At 40.9% G+C, this 25,030-nt stretch carries 30 protein-coding genes and 1 pseudogene; 9 read left to right on the top strand and 22 right to left on the bottom strand.

What is annotated here, in order from left to right:
• Positions 1-19: 19 nt before the first annotated feature.
• Positions 20-1,269 (bottom strand): annotated as a pseudogene (locus tag SSAL8618_RS10725) (ISL3 family transposase).
• Between the two features lie 177 nt (positions 1,270-1,446).
• Between SSAL8618_RS10725 and SSAL8618_RS03980 the strand changes: the two are divergent.
• The gene (locus tag SSAL8618_RS03980) at positions 1,447-1,992 is read left to right on the top strand and encodes a DUF7832 domain-containing protein (RefSeq protein WP_038675710.1); all 546 of its coding nucleotides are present in this window, start codon (positions 1,447-1,449) and stop codon (positions 1,990-1,992) included.
• Between the two features lie 117 nt (positions 1,993-2,109).
• On the opposite strand, the gene SSAL8618_RS03975 is transcribed toward SSAL8618_RS03980, so the two are convergent.
• A complete protein-coding gene (locus SSAL8618_RS03975; RefSeq protein WP_038675709.1) occupies positions 2,110-3,615 on the bottom strand; it encodes a Sau3AI family type II restriction endonuclease in 1,506 nt (501 codons plus the stop codon).
• Between the two features lie 202 nt (positions 3,616-3,817).
• Here SSAL8618_RS03975 and dcm point away from each other — a divergent pair, with 202 nt between their 5' ends.
• Positions 3,818-5,092 carry a DNA (cytosine-5-)-methyltransferase gene (dcm, locus tag SSAL8618_RS03970; RefSeq protein WP_038675708.1) on the top strand — a complete coding sequence of 425 codons (1,275 nt, stop codon included), beginning with the start codon at positions 3,818-3,820 and terminating at the stop codon, positions 5,090-5,092.
• 39 nt (positions 5,093-5,131) lie between these two features.
• Here dcm and SSAL8618_RS03965 read toward each other — a convergent pair whose 3' ends face one another.
• Positions 5,132-5,440 carry a hypothetical protein gene (locus SSAL8618_RS03965; RefSeq protein ID WP_038675707.1) on the bottom strand — a complete coding sequence of 103 codons (309 nt, stop codon included), beginning with the start codon at positions 5,438-5,440 and terminating at the stop codon, positions 5,132-5,134.
• Between the two features lie 197 nt (positions 5,441-5,637).
• Here SSAL8618_RS03965 and SSAL8618_RS03960 point away from each other — a divergent pair, with 197 nt between their 5' ends.
• Entirely contained in the window at positions 5,638-6,972 is a 1,335-nt protein-coding gene (locus tag SSAL8618_RS03960) for an Nramp family divalent metal transporter (RefSeq protein ID WP_038675706.1), read from the top strand.
• A gap of 35 nt (positions 6,973-7,007) precedes the next feature.
• Here the strand turns inward: SSAL8618_RS03960 and SSAL8618_RS03955 are convergent, their stop codons facing one another.
• On the bottom strand, positions 7,008-7,220 hold the full coding sequence (locus SSAL8618_RS03955) for a YdbC family protein (RefSeq protein WP_002886106.1): 213 nt from the start codon (positions 7,218-7,220) through the stop codon (positions 7,008-7,010).
• 125 nt (positions 7,221-7,345) lie between these two features.
• Here SSAL8618_RS03955 and SSAL8618_RS03950 point away from each other — a divergent pair, with 125 nt between their 5' ends.
• Together SSAL8618_RS03950 and SSAL8618_RS03945 are read left to right on the top strand one after the other, a co-directional pair.
• Positions 7,346-7,630, top strand: a complete 285-nt coding sequence (locus SSAL8618_RS03950; RefSeq protein WP_004182773.1) for a hypothetical protein — start codon at positions 7,346-7,348, stop codon at positions 7,628-7,630.
• A gap of 96 nt (positions 7,631-7,726) precedes the next feature.
• Positions 7,727-8,266 (top strand): biotin transporter BioY, encoded by a 540-nt coding sequence (locus tag SSAL8618_RS03945; protein ID WP_037600379.1) that lies wholly within the window; start codon positions 7,727-7,729, stop codon positions 8,264-8,266.
• A 45-nt stretch (positions 8,267-8,311) separates the two neighbouring features.
• On the opposite strand, the gene SSAL8618_RS10335 is transcribed toward SSAL8618_RS03945, so the two are convergent.
• The 3 genes from SSAL8618_RS10335 to SSAL8618_RS03935 form a co-directional block, all read right to left on the bottom strand.
• The gene (locus tag SSAL8618_RS10335) at positions 8,312-8,629 is read right to left on the bottom strand and encodes a CHY zinc finger protein (protein ID WP_014634209.1); all 318 of its coding nucleotides are present in this window, start codon (positions 8,627-8,629) and stop codon (positions 8,312-8,314) included.
• Positions 8,629-9,915: a peptidase U32 family protein gene (locus SSAL8618_RS03940; protein WP_038675705.1), complete on the bottom strand. Its 1,287-nt coding sequence runs from the start codon at positions 9,913-9,915 to the stop codon at positions 8,629-8,631. The genes SSAL8618_RS10335 and SSAL8618_RS03940 overlap by 1 nt, the downstream gene beginning before the upstream one ends.
• Positions 9,916-10,010: 95 nt before the next feature.
• Positions 10,011-10,940, bottom strand: a complete 930-nt coding sequence (locus SSAL8618_RS03935) for a peptidase U32 family protein (protein WP_038675704.1) — start codon at positions 10,938-10,940, stop codon at positions 10,011-10,013.
• Positions 10,941-11,178: 238 nt separating this feature from the next.
• Here SSAL8618_RS03935 and SSAL8618_RS03930 point away from each other — a divergent pair, with 238 nt between their 5' ends.
• On the top strand, positions 11,179-11,475 hold the full coding sequence (locus SSAL8618_RS03930) for a DUF3270 domain-containing protein (protein WP_014634207.1): 297 nt from the start codon (positions 11,179-11,181) through the stop codon (positions 11,473-11,475).
• Between the two features lie 56 nt (positions 11,476-11,531).
• Here the strand turns inward: SSAL8618_RS03930 and SSAL8618_RS03925 are convergent, their stop codons facing one another.
• The 7 genes from SSAL8618_RS03925 to SSAL8618_RS03895 form a co-directional block, all read right to left on the bottom strand.
• Positions 11,532-11,972 (bottom strand): YtxH domain-containing protein, encoded by a 441-nt coding sequence (locus tag SSAL8618_RS03925; RefSeq protein ID WP_002890570.1) that lies wholly within the window; start codon positions 11,970-11,972, stop codon positions 11,532-11,534.
• Between the two features lie 12 nt (positions 11,973-11,984).
• Positions 11,985-12,383 carry a DUF948 domain-containing protein gene (locus tag SSAL8618_RS03920; protein ID WP_002885965.1) on the bottom strand — a complete coding sequence of 133 codons (399 nt, stop codon included), beginning with the start codon at positions 12,381-12,383 and terminating at the stop codon, positions 11,985-11,987.
• Between the two features lie 124 nt (positions 12,384-12,507).
• Positions 12,508-13,299, bottom strand: coding sequence for a prolipoprotein diacylglyceryl transferase (gene lgt, locus SSAL8618_RS03915; protein ID WP_038675703.1), 792 nt, complete (start codon positions 13,297-13,299; stop codon positions 12,508-12,510).
• Positions 13,299-14,228 (bottom strand): HPr(Ser) kinase/phosphatase, encoded by a 930-nt coding sequence (gene hprK, locus SSAL8618_RS03910; protein ID WP_038675702.1) that lies wholly within the window; start codon positions 14,226-14,228, stop codon positions 13,299-13,301. Before hprK ends, lgt begins: the two co-directional genes overlap by 1 nt.
• Before the next feature lie 127 nt (positions 14,229-14,355).
• Complete coding sequence (locus SSAL8618_RS03905) at positions 14,356-14,619, bottom strand: PspC domain-containing protein (RefSeq protein WP_002885986.1); 264 nt, start codon at positions 14,617-14,619, stop codon at positions 14,356-14,358.
• Positions 14,620-14,684: 65 nt separating this feature from the next.
• Entirely contained in the window at positions 14,685-15,125 is a 441-nt protein-coding gene (locus SSAL8618_RS03900) for a SprT family protein (protein WP_002890560.1), read from the bottom strand.
• Complete coding sequence (locus tag SSAL8618_RS03895) at positions 15,112-17,244, bottom strand: Tex family protein (protein WP_038675701.1); 2,133 nt, start codon at positions 17,242-17,244, stop codon at positions 15,112-15,114. Before SSAL8618_RS03895 ends, SSAL8618_RS03900 begins: the two co-directional genes overlap by 14 nt.
• Before the next feature lie 341 nt (positions 17,245-17,585).
• Between SSAL8618_RS03895 and SSAL8618_RS10800 the strand changes: the two genes are divergently transcribed.
• Genes SSAL8618_RS10800 through SSAL8618_RS03885 form a run of 3 tightly spaced genes read left to right on the top strand, consistent with a single transcriptional unit; the run spans position 17,586 to position 19,440 of the window.
• Positions 17,586-17,717 carry an SPJ_0845 family protein gene (locus SSAL8618_RS10800; protein WP_002885949.1) on the top strand — a complete coding sequence of 44 codons (132 nt, stop codon included), beginning with the start codon at positions 17,586-17,588 and terminating at the stop codon, positions 17,715-17,717.
• Between the two features lie 5 nt (positions 17,718-17,722).
• Positions 17,723-18,625, top strand: coding sequence for a permease (locus SSAL8618_RS03890; protein WP_038675700.1), 903 nt, complete (start codon positions 17,723-17,725; stop codon positions 18,623-18,625).
• Positions 18,625-19,440: a TIGR03943 family putative permease subunit gene (locus tag SSAL8618_RS03885; protein WP_038675699.1), complete on the top strand. Its 816-nt coding sequence runs from the start codon at positions 18,625-18,627 to the stop codon at positions 19,438-19,440. The genes SSAL8618_RS03890 and SSAL8618_RS03885 overlap by 1 nt, the downstream gene beginning before the upstream one ends.
• A gap of 52 nt (positions 19,441-19,492) precedes the next feature.
• Here the strand turns inward: SSAL8618_RS03885 and SSAL8618_RS03880 are convergent, their stop codons facing one another.
• From SSAL8618_RS03880 to SSAL8618_RS03845, 8 genes are all read right to left on the bottom strand, one after another.
• A complete protein-coding gene (locus SSAL8618_RS03880) occupies positions 19,493-21,154 on the bottom strand; it encodes a SulP family inorganic anion transporter (RefSeq protein WP_038675698.1) in 1,662 nt (553 codons plus the stop codon).
• Between the two features lie 240 nt (positions 21,155-21,394).
• The gene (locus tag SSAL8618_RS03875) at positions 21,395-22,009 is read right to left on the bottom strand and encodes a hypothetical protein (protein WP_014634193.1); all 615 of its coding nucleotides are present in this window, start codon (positions 22,007-22,009) and stop codon (positions 21,395-21,397) included.
• Positions 22,010-22,104: 95 nt separating this feature from the next.
• A complete protein-coding gene (locus SSAL8618_RS03870; RefSeq protein WP_038675697.1) occupies positions 22,105-22,746 on the bottom strand; it encodes a GDSL-type esterase/lipase family protein in 642 nt (213 codons plus the stop codon).
• A gap of 26 nt (positions 22,747-22,772) precedes the next feature.
• Positions 22,773-23,384 carry a CPBP family intramembrane glutamic endopeptidase gene (locus SSAL8618_RS03865; RefSeq protein WP_038675696.1) on the bottom strand — a complete coding sequence of 204 codons (612 nt, stop codon included), beginning with the start codon at positions 23,382-23,384 and terminating at the stop codon, positions 22,773-22,775.
• Between the two features lie 103 nt (positions 23,385-23,487).
• Positions 23,488-23,850 carry a hypothetical protein gene (locus tag SSAL8618_RS03860; protein WP_038675695.1) on the bottom strand — a complete coding sequence of 121 codons (363 nt, stop codon included), beginning with the start codon at positions 23,848-23,850 and terminating at the stop codon, positions 23,488-23,490.
• 4 nt (positions 23,851-23,854) lie between these two features.
• Positions 23,855-24,232, bottom strand: coding sequence for a hypothetical protein (locus SSAL8618_RS03855; protein WP_038675694.1), 378 nt, complete (start codon positions 24,230-24,232; stop codon positions 23,855-23,857).
• A 12-nt stretch (positions 24,233-24,244) separates the two neighbouring features.
• The gene (locus tag SSAL8618_RS03850) at positions 24,245-24,607 is read right to left on the bottom strand and encodes a TIGR02328 family protein (protein ID WP_038675693.1); all 363 of its coding nucleotides are present in this window, start codon (positions 24,605-24,607) and stop codon (positions 24,245-24,247) included.
• Positions 24,604-24,996 carry a YbgA family protein gene (locus tag SSAL8618_RS03845; protein WP_038675692.1) on the bottom strand — a complete coding sequence of 131 codons (393 nt, stop codon included), beginning with the start codon at positions 24,994-24,996 and terminating at the stop codon, positions 24,604-24,606. The genes SSAL8618_RS03850 and SSAL8618_RS03845 overlap by 4 nt, the downstream gene beginning before the upstream one ends.
• Positions 24,997-25,030: the final 34 nt, after the last annotated feature.

Here is a 25,030-nt window from a genome sequence, read left to right as displayed (position 1 = left end):
GGTGACGAAAAGCTAACATCTAGAGAGAACCTGATAGGTTTTCTCTTTTTGTATGTTCAGAGTGATGAAAACACGCTTCCTAAAGTTAATAAAGTTTCTAAAACCGAAGCCTAGACGTTTAATATCTTTGATAAGCTTATTGGTCCCCTCCAATTTTGCATTTGAGTAATGTGTTTCTAGTGCATTTTTGATGTATTGTTTATGTTTACGAAAAGTCCTAAAGACTGTTTTGAAGTAATGATTGACCTTGCTTATATTCTCCTCTATGAGTTCAAAAAACTCATTCCCCCTCTTCTCCTGAAAGTGAAAAAGCAAAAGCTGATAGAGGTTATAATAATTGGAGAGTTCTTCTGAGAAATTCAGTGTCTTCTCAACGACTTCATGTGGGCATAATGTTTGATGGAAGGTCTTTGAGTAAAAAGGGTTGAGAGATAACTTACGGCTGTCCTTTTGGAAGAGTCTCCAGTGATTTTTTAAAGCTCGATAAGGTAGTGACTTCTTATCAAACTGATTCATAATGGCAATTCTTGTCTTTAAAAAGGCACGTCCAAGGTGCTGGATAATGTGAAATCGATCAAGAACAATTTTGGCGTTAGGGAAGAGTTTGCGAGCCAGTGGAATATAAGCTCCTGACATGTCCATCGTGATAAACTGTACCTGTTGTCGGACTTTCAATGGATACTTCAAAAAATAGTTTCGTATAGTAGTTTGGCAGCGATTATCAAGGATGGTTATGAGTTTGTTGGTCTCATAGTTTTGAGCCACAAAAGCGAGTTCACCTTTCTTGAACCCAAACTCATCCCAGGACATAACAGCTGGGAGTTTGTCATAATGTTCCTTGAAAGTAAACTGGTCAAGTTTACGATAGACAGTGGACGTCGATACACGAAGTCTTCTGGCAATATCCGTTAGTGATACCTTCTCAGTTAGAAGTTGTGCAACCTTTTGTCGGATAAGGTTGGAGATTTGGTGGTTTTTCTCAACGATTGAGGTTTCAGCCACCGTTACTCTCTTACACACTTTACACTGGAAGCGACGTTTCTTCAGACGTAGTAGTGTTGGAGTTCCAGCTTGTTCAAGAAGAGGGATTTTAGAAGATTTTTGAAAGTCGTACTTGATCATCATTCCATGGCAATGAGGGCATGGTGGTGCAGAATAATCAAGTTTTGCATGAATCTCGATATGAGTATTAGTTTCCAAAACAAGAGAAATAATGATGTTAGGGTCTTTAATTCCGATTAATTCTGTGGTATTCTTAATAAGTCTCATAAGTTCTTCCTAATGATGGTTTGGTTGCTTTTCATTATAGTTCTTATGGGACTTTTTGTTTACACTCAAAAAGCTCTATAATCTCTACAGTGGTTTTACCCACTACAGAAATTATAGAGCCATAATAATCATATCCCATTATTTGAATAATGGGATATTTTTATATGAGGTATAAACGTGTTTAAAAAATTGAAGTCCCTTTTTAAGAAAAAATCAACTGTAATTGAACAGCCTGAGACAAAGAGAGAAGAAAGCCAATTAGACTTTCCCATAGACCGCGCAGATTATTTTTTCGATCATGCACTTGTATTTTATTGTGAAGAAAATGATATACCGTCAGAAAAACTAAGCAAATCAGATATGCTAGAGATTAGCAAAAGAGCTGCCTTTCATCTCAGTGTCTTCGTAGCTTGGCTAGCAAAACATGATTTTCTGAATCCTAAAAGCGATGGATTTAACCTTGAGGATGCACAAAAACTCAAGAATGAAACGATTATGGGTACAGACTATCTCTTTAAACATCTTGATGAAAAACTCTATTCATCTGATATTAGTGACACACTCCTCCCCTTCATCTCTGATTTTTATGAAGATTACATGGATTTCTGTTATACAGTCTTGGTTGATGATGTTGCTAAAACTGAATTTGATTGGAAAATCTATCACTTGGTTGAAGAGGATATCGACGAAATATTCAGTCAATATAAAACTCACATCGGATAATATGAAAAAACGCTTCTCTCATCTCGAGAGAAGCATTTTCTTATTTCCAAAATTTTGCTTTTGATGCTGCGAGACATTGTTTCAATCGCTTTTTCACAGTAGAGGGTCTTGATAATGTTATTCAAAGAATTCTTTAACCTGCTCATACATATATCCAGGACTAAACCACCACGACTGTTTCGTCATGTAATAATCATGAAATTCATTAATTTTATCATCCGGGACATTAATCCATGTACTTTTGTGTGGGAGTCTCATTGCCAACTTTTTATTAGGAATGTAACAGGATTTTTTACTCGATGGTCTAATATGAAAAACAGTACCTTTACCACTTTCAGATGGTAAATTATTTTCAATAATATAACCTTTTTTTAGATTACTACTTTTATAGGAGAGTTCAACCCCCTTCTCAAATATCTGCTTAGCTTTTGTCCATATTTGCCCCACTGTAATCAAATCTTCATCGGGTACATACCAAAACTTAGCACCCTTAAAGATAGTTTCTTCATTTTTCTTCTCAAAAACTACTAACAGGAACTTATAAGTCGATAGATAGTTATATACATCTGATTCTTCCCAATCAACGGCAAGCATTTCATTTGGATCCACATTGTAATTTCCATCTGGTAATTGTAACTTTAATCCTTCTTTCAACTTTGGATAGGTATGTTTTTTTGTAGAATCGTAAGTTACAATTTTTACAGCAATACCTGATTTTTTGAACTCATCGGTTTCTTGGATATCTGATGATATATTCAACATTTTTCTTGCTAGAAGAGCTGAGCTTGATTTATCATTTTTGTCTTTTATAGTTACATCAAATTGAGATGCCAATTCTCTCTTCGTTTTTCCAATAAATGGAGCAAATCTATCAACAATAATTTCTTCAAATGATTTTTCTTTTAATTCATTAATATCTTTAAATATTGTTTCACTAGTTTTATCCCCCATTAACCTTCTAGCAAACTGCGTCATATATGAAGGTTTAAATGTAAATGCCCTTCTGTGTGCTTTAACATCACTAAAAGGCTGGGAAGTCATGTTTCTTTCAGTTTTCGAACCTTTTGTTGTCGCAGCTAAATATTTCGTCAGTTTATCTGATAATTCTTCTGCTTTTCCTTCCTTTATCTTATCTACAATTTTTTCCCAGTCAGACTTAATGATTAATAAATCCTCTTCAGATATATCTTTCATAATATCAAATAAATGTGCATTAACAATACACATATCTGGATAATCAATATTATTTAAGTATTGATAGTATAATAATTCCGTGAGATTTGCCTTTTCGAGAAAAGAAGCATTTTCAAAAGACCTTTTGTATTCATCATTAAAGTCAAAAATATTTAATGTCAGCCTTTCCTTTGCACTCCAACCTTTTTTTGTTTCTATTATAGGAGTTACCTTAATCTCTAAATTTAAATAAGGAATATCTGCCTCTGCCCTTGAATTATTAGGAATATGAAACCAATCACTTTCTATCGCATTACCTAACCAACCTTTATTATTTGGCGATGCATAATATTTTTCAACTGTTTCTTCTGAAACTAGATTACGAATTTTTTGTCCCACTGCTTTTTTTGCATGCTTATGAACTTCTTCTACTGAATTCCATTTTGTCATTTTACGCCCTCTGTATATAAATAGGATATTACCTATATTCTAACAAAATACAATTAAGAATGTTTATTATTAGCAATCTACAGTAAAAATTAAGCAACTTTATATAAATTACATCACTTACATTGTTCTTAATATTTCGATTTTAAAACTTGATCAATTACGAATAATAAGATATAATTAACATACTGAAAAGGAGAATAGAATGAACGTTTTAGAATTATTTGCGGGTGTTGGGGGGTTCCGTATAGGACTCGAAAATGCTCACCCTGATTATTTCGAAACATTATGGAGCAACCAATGGGAACCTTCGAGGAAGTCTCAGGATGCTTTTGAAGTATACAATTATCATTTTCCAGACAGTGAAAATATTAATGTTAGCATCGCTGATATTACGGATGAACAGTTTGCTGAAATGAATGCGGATATGATTGTCGGTGGTTTTCCCTGTCAAGACTACTCTGTGGCTCGTAGCAAAAAGAACGAACAAGGTATTGAAGGACAAAAGGGTGTCCTTTTCTGGGAAATCATTCGAGCGACTAGGATTATTAGACCGAGATTTCTTATTCTAGAAAATGTTGACAGACTTCTAAAAGCTCCTTCAAAACAGCGTGGTCGAGACTTTGCTATTATGTTGACTGCGTTTAATAATCTTGGATATTCTGTTGAATGGCGTGTAATCAACGCTGCTGATTACGGTCGCAGTCAAAGACGTCGTCGTGTGTTTTTCTTTATCTATCGAAATGATATTCCATTCGCACATCAAATGGATCAACGATTTGAAGAACAAGAACAAGTTTTTGATGAAAATAGATACGACGATTATATTTTTCATGAAGGACTGTTTGCAACCCAATTTCCTATTTTGAATACACCAGTCAAAAAACGCCATGTCTACTATGAACTCCCTGAGGATATCGTTGAGGTTTCTGATAACTTCTCAGGAACTGTTTGGAATACTGGTGTTATGCGTCATGGTAGGTACTATTCTATTGATACTGCACCTAACTATGATGGTGAACCAATTACATTAGGTGAGATTCTTCAAAATGAAGAGGAAGTCCCTGAAAAGTTCTTTATTAATGATCCAGCCAAACTCGAAAAGTTCCAGTATTTGCGAGGGCCTAAACGAATCGAACGTACCTCTGCGGATGGACACACCTATATTTACTCTGAGGGAGGAATGTCACCAACCGACGACTTAAACCTTCCCGGTCGTACCATGCTAACTTCAGAAGGGACAGTTAATCGCTCTACTCATTTCTTGAATGTTAATGGAAAATATAGGCTTATTACTCCTGTCGAGGCAGAACGTTTACAAGATTTCCCTGATAACTGGACAGCTCTAAAAAGATTATCTGACGGTACTGTTACCGAGGTTTCTGATAAGATGCGAATGTTCTTTATGGGAAATGCATTAGTGACAGACATTGTAAGAAAAATCGGTGAATTTATTGTAGAAATCGATATTGCTGGATAATATTTAAAAACGCTTCCCTCAATCGAGAGAAGCATTTTCTTATTTCCAAAATTTTGCTTTTGAAGCTGCGACCCAAGCTGACAAACAAGCAAGGGCTACTACTGCATAGATAGCGTATTGTTTCGCAGGATAAATCCATGCTTTGTTTTCTTCATGCCAGCGAGACTTCCAGAGGCCGATGTAATCTCCGGTCATTCCAGGATTTTTAAGGCGCTCCATGTAATTTGCAGGTAGGTTATCAGGCTGATTCATCTGCACGTTAATGATAAAGATAAGCAAAGCAAGCGCAATGACAACTAGGAGTGCCAGGGTAATCTTTTTCTTAGCTGTTAGTTGAAATGTTTTCAATTATTTTTCTCCCTCATTTATGAAATAATCTACTCATATAGTTTAGTATAAAAAGGCAATTCTGAAAAGTCCTCTATGACACCAATGTAAGATAAGTCAAAACCTTGCACATCTTTCTCATAGTGTTATAATTAGGTTGTCTGGCTGAGTGGTAATGGTGATGCTTCCATTCAGATAAGACTTAGAAAGAGGTGTTTATGACATCTTTAAAAAAGGTTTCACTTTCTGAAGTGAACCAATCAATTGATACACCAAATAATAACCGTTTTGGGCAAAATCTCAGGGCTTTCTTAGGCCCTGGTGCACTGGTGGCCGTTGGATACATGGATCCGGGAAACTGGATCACCAGTGTTGTTGGTGGTGCAACCTACAAGTACAGTTTGCTTTTCATTATCTTAATTTCCTCTTTGATTGCCATGCAGTTGCAACAAATGGCTGGGAAATTAGGGATTGTGACCCAAATGGACCTAGCTCAAGCGACTGCCTATCACTCGCCCAAATGGTTGCGATACACACTTTGGGTGATTCTGGAGCTGGCCTTAATGGCGACGGATTTGGCTGAGGTGCTTGGTTCTGCCATTGCTCTTAACCTGCTCTTTGGTATTCCAATTATGGTTGCCATTCTGGTGACAATCCTAGACGTCTTCCTGCTACTGCTCATCATGAAGCTAGGATTCAAAAAAATCGAGGCTATTGTTTCAACCTTGATTTTGACCATCTTGGTTATCTTCGTCTATCTGGTAGCCTTGTCTGAGCCTAGTATTACGGGAATCCTAGAGGGTTATCTCCCTACGCCAGCGCTCTTCGAGCCACATGCTGCTGGACATACCAACCAGTTGACCTTGGCGCTTGGGATTGTGGGTGCGACCGTTATGCCACATAACCTATACTTGCACTCATCCTTGTCACAGACTCGTAAGGTTGACTATTCTGATGGCAAAGACGTGACTAAGGCTGTCCGTTTCATGACCTGGGATTCTAACATCCAGTTGACTTTGGCCTTTGTGGTTAACTCCCTCCTCTTGATTTTGGGGGCAGCTCTCTTCTTTGGTCATGCTTCTGATATTTCAGCTTTCTCACAGATGTACAATGCTCTTCAGGACTCTAAGATTGCTGGTGCGGTAGCTAGTTCGACACTTTCAACACTCTTTGCCTTGGCGCTCTTGGCTAGTGGTCAAAACTCTACCATTACTGGTACTTTGACTGGTCAGATTGTCATGGAAGGCTTCCTCCACATGAGGTTACCACAGTGGGTGATTCGTTTGTTCACACGTCTCTTCGCCCTACTACCGGTTATCATTGTAGCCATTCTCTACGGCGATCAAGAAAAGACACTAGATCAACTCTTGGTTTATTCACAAGTATTCCTTTCAATTGCCTTGCCATTCTCTATCTTCCCTTTGATTTACTACACTTCTAAGAAATCACTCATGGGAAAACACGTCAATGCTAAGTGGAATACTTTCCTTGGTTATGCCATCGCTATTGTCCTAACCATTCTCAATCTCAAACTTATCATTGATACGTTTTAAACAAAAAATAAGGCCAGCGCCATGCTGACCTTGTTTTAGTTTTTGAAGGCGTCAACGAGAACTTGGAATTCTTCATTGCTAAGGGTAATCCCCTTACCCATCTTGGTATGGTCTGGACTCCATGTACGGATGTCATACTTAGCTGGTGCGCCATTAAAGCTCACACGATTGAGTTCCTTAGTCCAGCCCTTGTCATTCTCAGACAAGACCAAGAGTTTTTCTTCAATTTCAAATGAAAATTCTGCCATTTGCTTACCTCCACTAGCTTTATTCGTTTTTTTTCTGTGAAATTTGTGTGTTTTAGAATGAAGTTATCCACAAAATTTCACCTTTCATGCTATAATTATTTTATCAAGAAACGAGGGAAATGACCATGATAAACTTTTTAGAAGCGGTAAAGCATCAGCTTCATCAGTTTGTGGAAACAGGTCACAGCAAACCTGTCCACCTAATGCAAAATCAGCTTATCAATGATATCTATCACGCTATAGATCATAACCAAATGGTCATGCTGACATCCAATCAGAAGACCTATAAGGGCTACATCAACCGCTATGACAGGGAGCGACAAGCCATTTTTATCGAGCAAGATAAGATCATCAGCATGATTGAGCTTAAAGAAATCAAACGTCTAAAAATCATATCACAACGAGGTTAACTTTATCAGTTAACCTCTTTTTATTTTAGAGTTGACTATTGTAGAATCCCTTGCTATAATAAGTTAACTATTTATTTAGGAAAGGTTAACTAAAAAATGACACAAAACCGTACACTGTCACTCATACTTCCTGCCTTCGGTGCTGCTATCATTGCCGCACTGGCTCAAATTGTTATTCCTATCGGTGCAGTTCCCATTACGCTTCAGACTTTTGCTGTTGGACTGGTTGCTGCCATCCTTAAACCCAGAGAGGCTACTCTTGCTGCCACCCTCTACCTTATCCTAGGCGCTATTGGTCTTCCCGTTTTTGCAGGTGGAGGCGGGGGGCTCCAAGCCTTCTTTGGTCCTTCAGCTGGCTATCTGCTTGCCTACCCATTTTTTGCACTTGTCACATCTGCACTGGCTCATGCTAAGACTCCTATCTGGAAGATCTTTTTGGCTTTTGTTTTGGGAGATGCACTTGTCTTTGTTGGTGGTATCCTTAGCCTGCACTTTCTTGGAAAGATGGGATGGTCTGCAGCTGTAGCAGTCGGTTTGACACCCTTTATCATCCCAGATCTTTTAAAAGGTCTGATTGTCGCTTTGGTGACTAAGCCAGTCTTAAAAGCTCTTAAAAATCATAGTTACTTTAACTAAAAAAGATTGAAGACTTTGCTCATGTGAACAGAATCTTCAATCTTTTTATTTTTCAAAATAAATATCATAGTGCTTTGAACAAGCAGGATTGAAAGCACTGTGACAATTGGGACAAGCTTCTACATCTTGATACTCCTCAATTGTCATCTCATGCCTACAAACGCCACAGATAAGGACCTTGTCCTGCTTCAATTGACAAGGATAAGCTCGAAAGCTATGTTTCTCTAAGCAATCATGACACTGATAACAGGCATAATACTTCTGGCACTCGAAGCATTTTAGGGCAACAATATCTAGTGGGGAATGGTAGTGCTGACATCTACTCTGGTCATCTACCAGGAGCCCATTGATTTGACTTGTCATTAGGCACGAACAGTTTTGCTTGAACCGTCTTTTTGGTAAAGGTTAATTAAACCTTCTTTAGTTGAACGAATCATGTCACCAGGTTTAACTTCTTGTGGCACTGTAATTGTAAGAAGTTCCATTGGGTTTGGTGCACGGTCAATCTTGTTACCATTGGCATCGTGAAGGTCTTTGATATCACACTCAAAATGACGGAAGCCTGGTCCGTAGAATTCAACGTGGTCACCTTCGAGGATAACGTTACGTTGACGAATCGTAGCTGTCATAGTTTCTGGATCAAAGTCTACGACTTCACCAACGAATTTGTATTGTGGAATCTTACGACGAGCACCAAAGAGTTGTTCGTTTTCTGTTGGTGTCTTGTAGTAGAAACCTGTTGCCAATTCACGTTGGGCAACTTTCCAGAGTTCGTTAATCAAATCGTCTTTGATGGCATAAAAGGCTTCTGCACTTTCCATGTAAGCATCACAAGCAGCCTTGTAACAGTTGGCAACTGTTGATACGTAGTGGACAGATTTCATACGACCTTCGATTTTAAGGCTGTCAACACCATTGTCGATAAGGTCAGGAATATTTTCAATCATACACATGTCAACGGCTGACATTGAGTATTCTTCAGGAACTTCACCGTGGATACTCTTTCGCTCTTGGCCGAATGGCATGTCGTAAAGGTCATATTTCCAACGGCATGACTGTGAACAACCACCACGGTTGGCATCGCGGTCTGACATGTGGTTAGAAAGGGTACAGCGACCTGAGTATGAGATACACATAGCACCATGGACAAAGGCCTCAATTTCAAGATCCGTACGTTTACGGATTTCAGCCAATTCTTCCATAGTTACCTCACGTGCCAAAACAACACGGGTCAAGCCATACTGTTTCCAAAAATGGAAGGTTTCAACGTTGGTCGCAGATGCTTGCGTTGACAAGTGGATGTTAAGTCCTGGAGCGTAGGTTGAACAGATTTCAATCAAGGCTGGGTCAGATACGATAACAGCATCGAGTCCCATATCACGCAACTCGCGGAACCATTCACCAGCACCTTTTTCATTTCCTTCATGGGTAACCATGTTTGAAGCAACGTGCACATCAACGCCACGTGCATGAGCATATTCGATACCTTCACGAAGCTCATCCATGGTGAAGTTTCCGGCACGGCTACGCAAACCATAGGCTTGTCCACCAACGAAAACAGCATCTGCGCCGTAATTTACAGCGACTTTCAATTTTTCCAAAGTCCCAGCAGGTACCAGAACCTCTGGGCGTTTTTTAGTTGTAGTCATAATTTCTCCAATTTGCAAGATTGTCGATTTTAGTTTTTAGAAGGCTCCTTCGTTCCCTGAAAATGGAAAACTCACAAACGAAGGAGGAAGTGTTTTTATTTTACACGGTCAGGTTCATAATCGTAGAAACCTGTGTCCAAACCACGGTTGGCTGGGTGTAATTTATAAATAGCCTCATCAAAGAGAAAGGCTTGGTCTTGTGAAAATTCGCCAGCCTCGATGAGGTCACGAGCCTTCACAAAATACTCAGTGATTTTTACAAAGTTTTCGCCTGGGCAATAAACACCATCCAACTTCCAGTGGTCAAAACCATGTTCAACGAGTTCTGAAAGTTTAGTCATCATATCCAAGTCATTGTTGGCAAAGATATGTGTCCCGTGCATATCCTCATAAACTGAGTAGTGAGAATCTGGATCTCCTGGCTCAGAAAGGAAGAGGTCACGTTCTTTGGTAACAGCTTCATCCGTTTTGATAAAGTTGTAGTAATTTTGAAGAAGTGGGCGTTTTGAGTGGTGAATGATACTTGCACCATAAACCAAAACTTCAGCTGGAATTTGAAGATTTTCAGCCATGACGAAAAGTTCCGCAGACGGGATCTCACGAGCCAAAACAGCTTCAGAAGCTCCAGCTTGTTTGCCCCAGAAATTAATCTGACGGCTAGAGGTTACCATGGTTGAAGCATCATAAATCATTTTGAAGGGACGTTTGTCACGGTTACAGATGTAGAAAACTCCTGCATCACCAACCGTGATATAATCTGCCTTGATTTCTTCAAGAAAATCAAGGTAGTCTGGAAGAGCATCCATCATACCTTGGTGCATGAGGGCGTTAACGGCAACAGTCAATTCCTTGCCAGACTCATGTACCAGCTCTGCAATCTTTCGCATCTCTGCGAATGAAAAAGGCTTAGGCAAACGAAGGCCAAAAGCTTTTTCGCCGATGTAAATACGATCTACGCCAAGTTCTAGGAGCTCACGTGCCTGCTCGTAGCTCTCAGCAGTCGCTGTAATCACTATTTTTTCCATAACTCACATTATAGCACAAATGATTTGATTTTTTTAGAATTTTTAGGTTCAAATATCAGTATCTAAATATTTTAAAATAGTTTTTAAATACTATAATTTTCACAAAAATCAAAAAAAACTTTGCAATATAAAATTTTTATGGTATTATTAATGAGATTCTAAATAGTGAAATACTGACTAAGTATTTTAACCTACACGAAAAAGTGGTTTAGGTATTTTATATAGAAAGGAGGCAGACATGGCTGACAACTTACACCGTCAATTTGATCACATTGAAGATTTCGAGACTGAGCGTCCTCAAACGATGAATTATCAAGATTATCAAGGTTTAAATAGTAATAGTATTAAGCTACAAGATATGATTTTCTTTGGACGTATCTCAAGCTTCTGTGTTTCAACAGTCCTAGTTGCCTTCCTTTTCTTAGTAGCACAGGTGGCTACCTTCTGGGCCTTCTTCTGGGCAATTACCATTAGCGTCATTGGTCAGATAGGCATTTATGTCCTAATCGAATATTATAAAGCACAAAAACGTTGACTGCTGGTCAACGTTTTTTTCGTACTAAAAAAAGAAAGCCTCATGTGCTTTCTTTATTATTTTGCTTCTGCTGCTTCTTCAGAGATATCTTTAATATCAATGACGATATCATCAACGATAGCTTTTGTTTCTGCTTCAACATCCGCTTGTTCAGGAGTTACTTGAGCTGTTTTCTCCTTGATAAGTTCAAAGCTTTCTTTTGCAAAGTCAGCAACTTGAGCTGTTTTTTCTTGAACGGTTTTTGTCAAATCATCTGCAGTGATTTCACCATTTTCAAATTTTGTTTTGTAGTCTTGGAAAGTATCGACTGCCAAATCTTTGTAGTCGCTAGCTTTTTCCACTACTTGATTTTGATAAGCTTTAGGATCTTCTTTGAATGAAGCGATTTCTTCATCGATACGTGATTTAACAGCTTTACCTTTTTCAGTTGTAAAGAAGTAAGCTGCTGCAGCTCCAGAAGCTGCACCAATGATTAGGGTGTTTAAAAATTTACTCATGAAAAGACCTCCTTATTTTTTCTTGTCTTTTTTACCAAATAGTTTTGAAGCAACTTTACCGATAGCAAAGGCTGAACCCGCCTTACCGACACTTGCTCCTGCTGCACTTGCTTTAGCACCGAGGTAACGAGCTTCAGTATTCAAGTCAGAAACACTTTCTGAAAGCTCAGCTACTGCTACAAAGAGAGGATCGATTGTTTGAACTTTTTCATTAACATCTTCAACCAAGACGTTTGCCTTAGCCAAGATTTCATTTGTTTGATGAAGGGTTACATTAATGTCTGTACGAAGCACAGCAACTGTTTCTTCAACTTCTTTGACCACATGACGTGTACGAAGTAGGGTAGGGATCAATGCAATGAGGAACGCAGCAAGTGCGATTGCGATAATAAGAAATGCAATTTCTGCCATAGTTTAAGACTCCTTTGACCTTTTTAAAAGGTCGCTACAAGAAAACTGAAGTAAACTCTCCAGTTTCCAGTGACCTTTGTTATGATAATTTTCATTATATTATAACAAAGTCTGAGCTATATGACTAGTTTTTCATTTTATAATCTGCCTCTGGACGTTGCTTTCGCAAATATAGTAAGATAACACCCAAGATGATAATGGCGATGCTGACCCATTGAGAAACACGCAAGCCAGCAAACATGAGGCTATCGGTACGCATGCCTTCAATGACAAAACGTCCAAGACCATACCAGATAAGGTAAAATGAGGTCACATCTCCTTGACGTAGTTTCTTATTAAAGCGTCTTAGTCCTAGGATAGTGATAAATCCGACTAAGTTCCAGAGACTTTCATAAAGAAAAGTCGGTACACGATAACTCCCATCAATGAACATCTGCTGGCGAATAAATTCTGGGACATAATTCAGATGACTAACTGCTCTTCCGTAAGCCTCTTGGTTAACAAAGTTTCCCCAGCGACCGATACTCTGTGCAATCATAACGCCAGGTGCTGCAATATCAAGAAAATCCAAGACAGCAATGGCATGGCGTTTAGCAAACCAATAGAGGACAGCTGCACCAGCAATCAAGCCACCATAAATGGCAATTCCGCCATTCCAAATCGCAACAATTTCTGAGGGATTATGACTGTAGTAAGACCACTGGAAGATCACATAGTAGAGCCTTGCACCAACAATGGCTATAGGAAAGGCAAGAAGAATAAAATCTAGGATGTTTTCAGGGTCAATTCCCTTTTCGGGAGCCCAACGCTGAGCCAGATAAACGGCTAGTAAAAGACCAGATACGATACAGATGGCATACCAATGAATACTAATGGGGCCAAGCCTTAGAGCAATAGGATCAATAGTAGCTAACATTAGTTTTCACCATTCTTACTAATGAGGTTGGTCAAACGTTCCTCAAAGGTTTTGGTTGCATCAAATCCCATTTGCTTAGCACGATAGTTCATTGCTGCAGCTTCGATAACGACTGAAACGTTACGTCCTGTCTTAACAGGAATGCGGATACGTGGAATCTTAACGCCCTGCAATTCAATTTCTTCATTGCCATTTCCAAGACGGTCAAAGATCTTGCCATTTTCAAAATTATCAAGATAAATAGCCAACTGAACTTGAGAGGAATTACGGACAGCACTAGCTCCGTAAAGGCTCATAACGTCAATGATCCCAACCCCACGAATTTCAAGAAGATGGCGGAGGATTTCCGCGGGCTCACCCCAGAGAGTCTCCTCATCCTTAGCATAAACATCCACACGGTCGTCGGCGACAAGACGGTGACCACGTTTCACCAACTCAAGCCCTGTCTCACTCTTACCGATGCCAGAGTCTCCTTGAATAAGAACTCCCATCCCGTAGATATCTACCAAAACACCATGGACACTAGTTCGTTCAGCTAATTGCGAGTTAAGATACCAAGACATGTCACCTGAAAGCGACGATGTGCCGTTTCGTCCTTGAAGAACTGCTACACCATTTTCCTTAGCAGCTCGAAGCATCTCTTCCGGAATCTCAAGACCACGCGCCACGATAACAGCTGGAGTTTCCGCTTTAAACATATTCGCAAAAACAGAATAACGGTTGTAATCAGTCATGGTTTTAAGGTAGGACCACTCCTTCATCCCAACCAACTGAAGTCGTTCAGGTGAATAATAGTCAAAATACCCCGTCATTTCTAAACCAGGACGAGAGATATCAGCTGTTGTTATTGGTTTTGACAAAAGTTTTTCGTTCCCATAGACAACCTTAAGCTTAAGCCTATCAACCAGCATTTTAACAGTTACTGTCATGTTATTTCCTCCGATTAGTTACTAGTTTCATTGTATCATAAAAAGGTATTCAATGCGGTTCTCAAAGCAAAAAAGACCTGTGACTAGCACCAAGGCCAATCGCAGGTCAATGTCTTTTAACAGTTACTTACCAATTCCACTCGTCTTCTACAGGTTCAGCGTTTTTGCGTTTTCTTCCGTCCTTAAGTTTGATTTCGGGATAAATATCTTCTTTGTAAGGAAGGAGAAAGGCTAAAACCAAGTATAGAAAGATTCCAAACTGTGTTGAAACCATGAGAATGATAGCCAAGATACGAGCCAAAGCTAGGTCCCAACCAAACTTATCTGCCAAACCTGCAACAACACCGGCGACGAGTCTATTTTTTCGTGTCTTATAAAAACGATTTGACATGGTCTTCTTCTCCCATCATTTCTTTGATTTAATTATATGATTTTTTTAAATTAAAAAAATCAGCCCTAGGACTGATTTAGAAAAATGAGCTTGCCTCGACACAGACCGCATCCAAACTTCTGTGTATTGACACGGCGTTTGCGACGGTAGATATGACCACAAGATTGGCACTGATAGAGGTAGTACTTCTCCTTTTGACCTTGCATCTTTGGAGCGTATCTAAGGCCTTCAACCTTGGCTAGTAAGTCCTTAAAATCTCTATCAACATGCTTGTAGCCCTTACCTTGAAAATAAAGGTGATAATGACAAAGCTCGTGGCGGACGATTTTTCGAAAGGTCTCAAGACCATGTTCCTCATAGAGTTTTGGGTTGAAATCTAAGTGTCCATCCTTGGGAAAAAACCGCCCTCCAGTGGTCCGGAGACGCTTGTTCCACAAGGCTTGATGTTTAAATTCCCAGCCAAAATCTTCTATAGAAACAGTCTTAACATAATCAGTTAGATTCACGTGGATTCACCAAGGAGAGGTTAAGTTTTTCATGCTCCAAATCAACTTTTGATACCCACACGGTAACCAAATCCCCAACAGAAACGACCTGACTTGGGTGGTTAACGAAGCTCTTGCTCATCTCAGAGATATGGATAAGTCCATCCTCATGGACACCGATATCCACAAAGGCACCAAAGTCCACAACATTTCGGACTGTCCCTTCAAGTTTTTGTCCGACTGACAAGTCTTTGAGTTCAAGAACATCCTGACGAAGCACTGGTGCTTCAAAATCATCACGGAGGTCACGACCTGGTTTCAAAAGGTCAGCGATGATATCTTTAAGGGTTTCCTGTCCAAGCCCTAGCTCTTCTGCTGTTTCTTTAAGATTAAGAGCCTTCAATTTCTCTTTGGCAGAGTCGTCCAAATCTGTGATATCCAACTGCTTGAAGAGGTCTTTTACCGCTGGGTAAGACTCTGGGTGGACCCCTGTATTATCCAAGATATTCTTGGCATTTGGGATACGGAGGAAACCAGCTGCTTGTTCGAAGGCTTTGGCACCGAGACGTGGGACCTTTTTGATTTCAGCACGTGATACAATCTCACCATTTTCCTCACGGTAGGCGACGATATTTTCAGAGATGGTCTTGTTGAGTCCTGACACGTGTGACAAGAGGGTACTACTTGCCGTATTGACATTGACACCGACTTGGTTAACCACGGTATCAACGACGAAATCAAGATTTTCAGACAGTTTCTTCTGGCTAACATCGTGCTGGTATTGGCCTACTCCGATTGATTTAGGGTCAATCTTAACCAACTCGGCCAATGGGTCTTGGAGACGACGGGCAATAGAAATGGCAGAGCGTTTTTCAACCGTCAAATCTGGAAACTCATGACGAGCCAACTCTGATGCAGAGTAGACAGAGGCACCACTTTCATTGACAATGACATAAGAAGTTTCTGGGAAATCCTTGAGGACTTCTGCCACAAAAGCTTCACTTTCACGGCTTGCTGTTCCATTACCGATCGCAATAATCTCAATGGCATACTTTTTGATGAGGTCAGCCAAGTCTTTTTTAGCCTGTGCGATTTTAGCCTGACTTGCTGGAGCTACTGGATAGATCACTTGCGTTGTAATGAGCTTACCAGTTTGGTCAACCACGGCCAACTTAGCCCCCGTACGAAAGGCTGGGTCAAAACCAAGTACCATCTTGCCTTTAAGTGGCGATACTAGAAGGAGGCTTCGAAGATTTTGAGAGAAAAGTTGAATCGCACCATCTTCTGCTGCTTCAGTCAATTCGCTTCGGATACGACGCTCCATAGCTGGAATGATTTTCTTCTTGAGAGATTGATTGATAACTTCCTCGATATAGTCATTTTTTTGTTTGAAACGAGCACTGTAGAAACGGTGCATTTTCTCAAGATTGTGCTTAAAACTTACCTTAATAACGCCTAGTTTCTCACCACGGTTAAGGGCTAACGTACGGTAACCTTGAAGTTTAGACACCTTATCCTCAAAATCATAGTAAATCTTGAAAGTTTCTTTTTCATCCAGCGATTGATCCTTGAGGGTTGAAGTGATGTCACTGTTGTTCCAGATTTCGTTGTAGGTCCAAGAGCGCAAGCTATTGTCCTCAGAAAAGGCCTCAATCAAAATGTCCACAGCACCCGCAAGAGCCTTATCAAATGTTGGAAAGACTTCAGATGTCAGCTTTTCAGCTTCAGCCTTGAGGTTGGGACTATTTTGCAAGATAAGACGAGCCAAGGGGAAAAGACCTGCTTCACGGGCAATAGTCGCTTTGGTGCGGCGTTTTTCCTTATAGGGAAGGTAGAGTTCTTCCACGTCTGCCAACTTTTCAGCCGCTTCAATGGCTGCCTTGAGTTGGTCAGTCAATTTGCCCTGTGCCTCGATCTTAGCCAAAACCGTTTCCTTGCGGTCTTGAAGAGTAGTCAAGGACTTGTCCATATCAATGATAGCCTTGATTTGCGTTTCATCCAGATTGCCTGTTTTTTCCTTACGGTAACGGGCAATGAAAGGAATGGTATTGCCTTCTGCGGTCAATTCCAAAACTGTTTCAACTTGTTGTTTTTTTAGGCCCAATTCCTGAGCCAATGTCTCTAAATTACGATTTTCCATAAGTTCTATTATACCACGATAGGAGATTTGCTTGGGTAGAAAACCTTGTAGCTGAAGCGAGAATTTTTAAGCAAGAGGTAGTATAATAGAAAGGTAAACCTATTGTTAGGGGCTATTTCTTTCGGAAAATAGATGCATCTTCCTAGAAGCAAAGCTTCTTCGTCTGATGCCCTAATTTTCTGTCAGAAATGACGCCCTTAGTATCTTATTGCAACTGAACTCGGGCTATTTCTTTCGGAAAATAGATGCATCTTCCTAGAAGCAGAGCTTCTTCGTCTGATGCCCTAATTTTCTCTTAGAAATGACGCCCTTAGTATCTTATTTAAACTCGGAGGCTTTTTATGGCGGTTATTCAGAAAAAAACAAATGAACTTGAAAGCATGATGGCATCTTTTGCAGCTATCCCTGATTTTGAGAAGGCGGGAACTGATCCTAAGAAGGACAAACGTCTTCAAGAAGATAAGAAGAAATAATAGTTATGGCTATTTTTCATCAACTACCAGATAGCGTTTTGCAGCTTCTGGCAGTTTTTCTATCTATTATTATCGAAGCCCTGCCCTTCGTTTTACTGGGAAGCATCTTGTCTGGCTTTATCGAAGTCTTCGTGACCCCTGAAAAGGTCCAAAACTTCCTGCCGAAAAACAAGGTCCTGGCTATTCTCTTTGGAACTCTAATTGGTTTTATTTTCCCTTCTTGTGAGTGTGGGATTGTTCCCATTATCACGCGCTTTTTAGAGAAAAAAGTGCCTAGCTACACGGCTATTCCTTTCATGGCAACAGCTCCTATCATTAATCCAGTCGTTCTTTTTGCGACCTATACGGCCTTTGGGAACTCTTGGTACTACGTGATTTTACGTTTTCTCGGAGCTTTCTTGATTGCCATGATTTTGGGAATCTTGCTGGGCTTTGTGGTGGATGACCAGATTCTTAAGGACAATCGTAAGGTCAGTCATGTGCACGACTATAGTGGTTTGTCAGCTGGTAAGAAAGTTTTTCAAGCCTTGATTCATGCGGTAGATGAATTTTTCGACACTGGGCGTTACCTGATTTTCGGGAGCCTGGTGGCCGCAGGAATGCAGACCTACCTACCTACCCGTATTCTTACGACAATCGGGCACAATTCGGTGACAGCCATCCTCATCATGATGCTTTTGGCCTTTATCCTCTCACTGTGTTCGGAGGCGGATGCCTTTATCGGGGCTTCCTTGCTCTCTAGTTTTGGAGTGGCACCAACGGTGGCCTTTCTCATCATTGGTCCTATGGTTGATATCAAGAACCTAATCATGATGAAACACCAGTTTAAGACACGCTTTGTTGGTCTCTTCGTAGGAACCGCAAGTCTGGTGACAATCATTTACTGTCTGGTATTGGGGGTGATTTAATGTTACGTTTTCTCATCTTATCTGGGTATTTTGAGCTGGTCATGTACTTGCAAGTTTCTGGCAAGCTCAACCAGTACATTAATATCCACTACTCCTACTTGGCCTACATTTCCATGGTGCTTTCCTTTATCCTTGCTGTGGTTCAACTCATTGTTTGGATGAAGCAGATGAAGGTTCACTCGCATTTGTCAGGTCGAGTAGCCAAGGTAGCCAGCATCGTTCTCTTGGCCTTTCCAGTCCTTACGGGGCTCTTGGTGCCAACGGTGACTCTGGATGCTAATACCGTATCAGCTAAGGGGTATCATTTTCCACTGGCGGCAGGGAGTGATCCTAATCAGGCCGACCAAGAGGGAACGACCATCCAGTACTTGAAGCCGGACACCAGCTCCTACTTCACCTCCTCAGCTTATGAGAAGGAGATGACCAAGGAGCTAACCAAGTACAAGGGACATGAGACCATCCAGATTACCACGGAAAATTACATGGAAGTTATGGAGCTCATCTACCTCTATCCTAACGATTTTGTGGGCAAGAAGGTCACCTATACCGGCTTTGTTTACAATGACCCACAGACCAAGGGTTATCAGTTCATCTTCCGTTTCGGTATTATCCACTGTATCGCCGATTCAGGTGTTTACGGACTGGCGACGAGAGGAAGTGACCAAACCTTCAAGGATAATACCTGGGTAAAAGTCACTGGTACCATCACTGTGGATTACTATCAAAATCTCAAACAGAGCCTGCCTATCCTCAATTTGACTGAGGTCAAAGAGGTCGGTCAGCCTGACAACCCTTATGTTTATCGCGTATTTTAAAAAGCCAAGTTCAGTTGAACTGGCTTTTTCTTCTTGTGCTAAATGAAATTTTCTAGGCTTCTTTTGCCAAGGCTACTGCTTTTTCAAGGGCTTGGTCCGTCGACTCGCAGATATTATCTGGACCGATAGTCTGGATGAAGCCTGATTTTTCGAGAACTCGGTAGGGTTGGGCGTTAACGTGAGAAAGAAGCAAGGTCATGCCACGTTTTTGGCAGATAGCAAGCGTTTCCTCAAGGGCATCCAGACCAGAGATATCCATGGCTGGAACGTTGCGCATGCGTAGGATAAGGACATTCTTACCATCGTCATTGATAACATTCAAGAAATTATTGGCTGCACCAAAGAAGAGGGCACCGAAGATTTCATATACGACTGCATTTTTAGGGACTTGTTTCAAGTCGCTGTCCTCGGACAAAACTGGATCGTCCAGATTTTCCTTGTCCACCCACTGACGAATTTGAGCCACGTCTGACATGCGTTTGAGGAAGAGGAAGGCTGCTAGGACCATACCAAATTCGATGGCAACCACTAGGTCAAAGAAAACGGTTAAGATAAAGGTTACGATAAGGACTGCTACGTCACTCTTAGGAGCACGTTGAATCATACGAACGACAGTACGCCAACCGCTCATGTTATAACCGACAATCATTAGGATTGAGGCCAAACAGGTCATAGGAATCAATGAGGCATAAGGCATGAGAAAGAGTAAAATCAGAAGCAAGGTAAGGGCATGAACCATCCCCGCTACTGGTGTCCGTCCTCCATTTTTGACATTGGCTGCGGTACGGGCGATGGCACCCGTTGCAGGAATCCCGCCAAAGAGGGCTGACATGATATTCCCAACACCTTGGCCAATCAATTCAGCATTAGAGCGATGATTACCACCAATCATCCCGTCTGAAACAACGCAAGAAAGTAGGGATTCAATGGCTGCTAGTATGGCAATGGTGAAGGCTGGCGACATCATTTGACGAATCAAAGAAAATGATAGGTCAGGAACTGTGAAACTTGGAAGTCCTGCTTTGATGGTGTAAAGATCACCGATGGTTTTGACTGGGAGATGACCAAAAGCTACGATGGCTGTGGTCACAATAATTGCAACCAAAGACCCCGGAATTTTCTGAGAAAGGCGTGGCCAAAAGATTTGAATGACTAGGGCCAAGATACCAATTGCAAGTGTCGGCCAGCTAATACTTGAAAGATGCTTCCCATAAGCTAGAAGTTTTTCTAAGAACTCAGCTGGCACGGACTTCATCTCAAGGCCCAGGAAATCTTTAACCTGTCCAGCCATAATCCCAACAGCTATCCCCAAGGTAAAACCAAGTGTGATGGTTTTGGGAATGAACTTGATCAGGTCACCAAAACGCAGGAGTCCCATGATAATAAGCATGAGTCCCGCCATGAGCGTGGCAAGGGTCAAACCAGCCATACCATACTGGGCGATGATGCCATAGATGATGACAACGAAGGCTGCGGTAGGTCCACCAATCTGAACCCGACTACCTCCCAAAAAAGAAATAAAAAAGCCTGCAACTACTGCTGTGTAAAGACCTTGTTCGGGATTGACACCAGAGGCAATGGCAAGGGCAATCGACAAGGGGAGAGCAATGATAGCCACGATAACTCCTGCAATCAGGTCCTTGAGAAACTGGCCCTTAGAATAATTCCTGATGGTGGTAAAAAATTTGGGTGTGATATATTTTAAAGCGTCCATTTTTTCCTCCTAACTACTATCCTAAAACTCTTTAACTCAGTGAAATAACTCTTTTTCAATGAGTGTCAGACGCTTATCAATTTTACAATCTTATGATAGCATAGGAAAAGCTCATTTTCTAGGGGATTGAGGGATTTAAAGCTATTATTTCAAGAATTTTTTTAACTTTCTTAGTTTAGAAGTGAAGGTATCAAAAAACAAGTCCATAGTCTGGACTTGTTTTGAAAGATTCATTATAGATTACCAACTTGTTGGCAAGGAAATCGGAATGTTAAGTTTAACCTTCATCTTGCTATTGGTCACAGAGGCTTGCTCAATTTCATAGCCGATTTCTGGAAGCTTGAGCTGAATTTGGTCGTTAACCATGCGAATACCACTGCTGGACTGGGCAATGCTCTTCTTGAGGTAAGGCAGAACCAGTGATTTTGGAACTGGAAGGCGACCCAGGTGGGCACCTGCCAAATCTAGTAGGATGACTTCCTTGTTAGTGCTGACCGTAAAATCAAGGCTAAATGTTGATCCGATAGGCCCAAGAGATACGGGAACCTTAGCTGTTAGATAGGAATCATTCAACTCTACGCTACTGTTTTGCAAGGTCTCGTCATTAGAATCAGCCATGCTTGCTTTTAGGATTTGACGAAACTGATTACTGTCAAGATTAATCTCAGTTGAAACCCCGCCTGATGAAAGGGACGCCCCACCAATACCAGCCTGGGCTAAATCAGCAAGGGATGTTTGTGTTGATACATTTTTTAATTGGTCCTGACTGTCGATCTTGTCCGGAATAAGTAGAGCCGCCACTGCAAAAAAGAGCACAATGACGAGGACAATGAGTCGTTTAAACCATTTCCACATAGGGATACCTCATTTCAATTTTTCACTTTTGACGTCTATTGTACTGTAATCAAGGGAAAAAAGCGAGTAAGAACTGGAAATTCTCTCATATTTTCTTAATGCAGGAGATATGGCTCCAGAACTTCAAAGACTTTTAAGTAAGCATTGGCATAAAGGTGGACGCCGTCATAGGTGTGCTCAGCCTTCTGCTCTTTTCTATCATCAACCAAATCAGCATTACAATTAATGAAGTGGCAGCCATAGGTTTTGGCAATTTCCTCAAGAGCCTGGTTACAGCGGTCAAGATTTTCAGGAGTCCGCAGTTTCATCCACTGAATTGAAGCCTTGGTCTGCCAAGGCAGATGAAGATTGGCTGGGTAAAAAGCCATCAGGTAAATCTTGGTATGGGGCAATATAGCTAGTGTTTGCTCCAGAATTTGGCTGATATTTGCCGTCATATGTTGGAACCACTGATCTCCATAAGGCTCCTCGGTCATGTCATTGGTACCGATATTGATGAAAACCTTACTCGGTTGCAGATCCAAAAGTAGAGGATGGATATGCTGGAGAAATTCATCCGTATTCAAACCACTGATGCCCCGATTGTAGATGATATCGTCGATACCTCTACTCCTAGCGATTTCACAAATGGGAAAAAGCTCCATGAGAGAGGAGCCCGTGAAAAGCGTCTCCCCCTTGATAGCGACCTCATTTAGGTACTGATAGTTTTTAAGTTTGATATCTTTTAATTCATCCATGATAACTTTCTTCTATATAATTTTATCTAAATGAGAGAGAAGGCAAAGAGCAACCCTACAACCGTATTGGCCAAGGCGTGGATAAAGACACTAGGAAGAATGGACCCATTTGCTTTCTTCTCATTGATAGCACCAAAGATGTAAGCTATGAGACTGATAAAGACCAAGATAACAAAAGCCTTTAGATAACCAATTATTTGGATAAACATAAGTGCATGGATGAGACCGAATAAGAGAGACTGAAGCAGATTTGCTCCTAGAAATCCTAGTTTTCCTTGCATCCTTTTTAATAGAAAACCTCTAAAGAAGATTTCTTCTGGCAAGGCAGTCCCTAAGATAGCGTAGGCTAGAATAGCAGGAAGAGCTCCAATTCCCTTTCCAGAAAAATCTGCTGTGGCCGTTTTGCTAGAGTCGAACCAAGCGAAGACGATAATTGAAAAAAGAAGAAAAACTAGACTAATACCCAAAATGGTCAGTAGTAATTGCCTCTTCTTCTGACTCTCAACTTTCTTCAACCCAACCCAGTCAAAGAAACCGACCTTTTTCCTGCTCCAAATTAACCAAGTGATAAAAGGAATGACAGAGACTATGAGCAGTTCCATAATACCGCTCATCAGTTTAGACATAAATAGGGTCATAAGTTTGTCCTCCATTTCTAATCAAAAGACAGCTTCGTTCTTTTGAAAACGATTACCTTTACACCTTGATTATACTACTTTTAGGGGAAGAAAAAGCCCATTTTCACCAGTCTTGCCAGGTTTCTTTGGCACGAATCACACGGTCTTGCTTATAGTCAATATGGTAAACACGCCAACCACCAATCCAATCGTCCTTCAGCTTGTACTCAACACTTCCTTGAAGATCACTCCCCTTGCCCAAGAGTTTCTCAACTTCTTTTCTCGTCATGCCCTCAAGCTGATACTGCCGGTGAAAACTCCACATGAGTTTATGGCGCATGTAATCTGGAGTACGAGCCCATTTTTCAGGAGTAAAAATCCGGTCTCGCGGGACAATGATTGCAAAATGAACCAGACAAATGATTTCAATGATTAAGCAAAAGGCTTTTCGTCGTTTTCGTCTGGTTTCTGGGGTGAGGTAGGCCATAGGACTACCTTACTTTCTCTTGTTTCCAATGGTCGTCCAAAATCACTGTGTGCTCTTTAGAAAAGTGAATAAGGATATCTCTGGCAACTTGTTGGGATACACGCGCGACATTTGTCAATTCTAATCCTAGCTCAGGTGTGTCATGTTCCAAGCGATACTTGTCATCCTCGTATTCAACAAAGATAAAGCTCATTGACTTTTTATCTCCATATGTAAGATAGAGACTATCGTAGGATACTGGAAGTTGCACCAAGGCATCCCAGATATCACTGTCACTTGGGTTTGTAATCGTCGCATAGTCTACCTGATCAGCTGTCGAAATACGCATGATAAGGCCTTCTGCTGCTTTCTTTTTAGGTGCAAGCCACTTAAACAAATGCATCGTTTTCCTCCTTTAGATGATGATTCCTTTTTGCTTGAGATTGTCCAGACATTCCTGTAAATAGGCAGTATCATGCTCTGGGTAAATGATGACTGGTAGCTTCTCCGCTTCAATCTTATCGTAGGCTGGCATCTGCTTGCCTCGATACTTCTTGTCCAACCACTCTGGGCTAACACGATAGCCACGTTCCGTCATTTCTTGCATAATGAGCTCATGGTATTTAAACAAGCGGTACGGTGAATAATCAAAAACATAGTTAACCGTCGCATGTTTGCGTTGCCATCCCTTACCACGAAGGGCGCAACATTCTCGGTGTTGTCCTAATAATTGCTGACGAGGTAGTTTTGCAATCAAGGCTTGATGCCACAGTCTCATTTGCTACCTCCATTAATCAGAGTTGACTCCTCCAGATAGCGATTTGGGTACTTGATGAGGAGCTCTTTGACGGATGCCACCAAACACTGCTGAGGAATTTGGCCTGCCGCATAGCTATCCAGTTGGGCCATAAACATTTCCTTCTCACTGGCAGTCGCCTTTTTCTTAAAATACCCCCAGATATGTTGAAAGGCATTGACGACCTGACCAGGATTTTCAGGAAGGTCAAGTGCATGATCAATATAGTCTTGAACCTGATCCAAACTAACCTCATCATTCTTGAGATAGTTACGGATTTCTAAGTAAATCTTGTTTGAATGGCTGAGCACCAGGTACTTATTTGCTGCCCAAAGTCGCTCGCACTGGCGACGTGGATTGGTAGTTGTCATTAGGAACCTTCCTTGATTGCTTTTTATCAGTATA

Origin of the sequence: Streptococcus salivarius, assembly GCF_000785515.1 — a bacterium.
Taxonomy (GTDB): domain Bacteria; phylum Bacillota; class Bacilli; order Lactobacillales; family Streptococcaceae; genus Streptococcus; species Streptococcus salivarius.
This window is presented reverse-complemented; position numbering and strand designations above follow the sequence as displayed.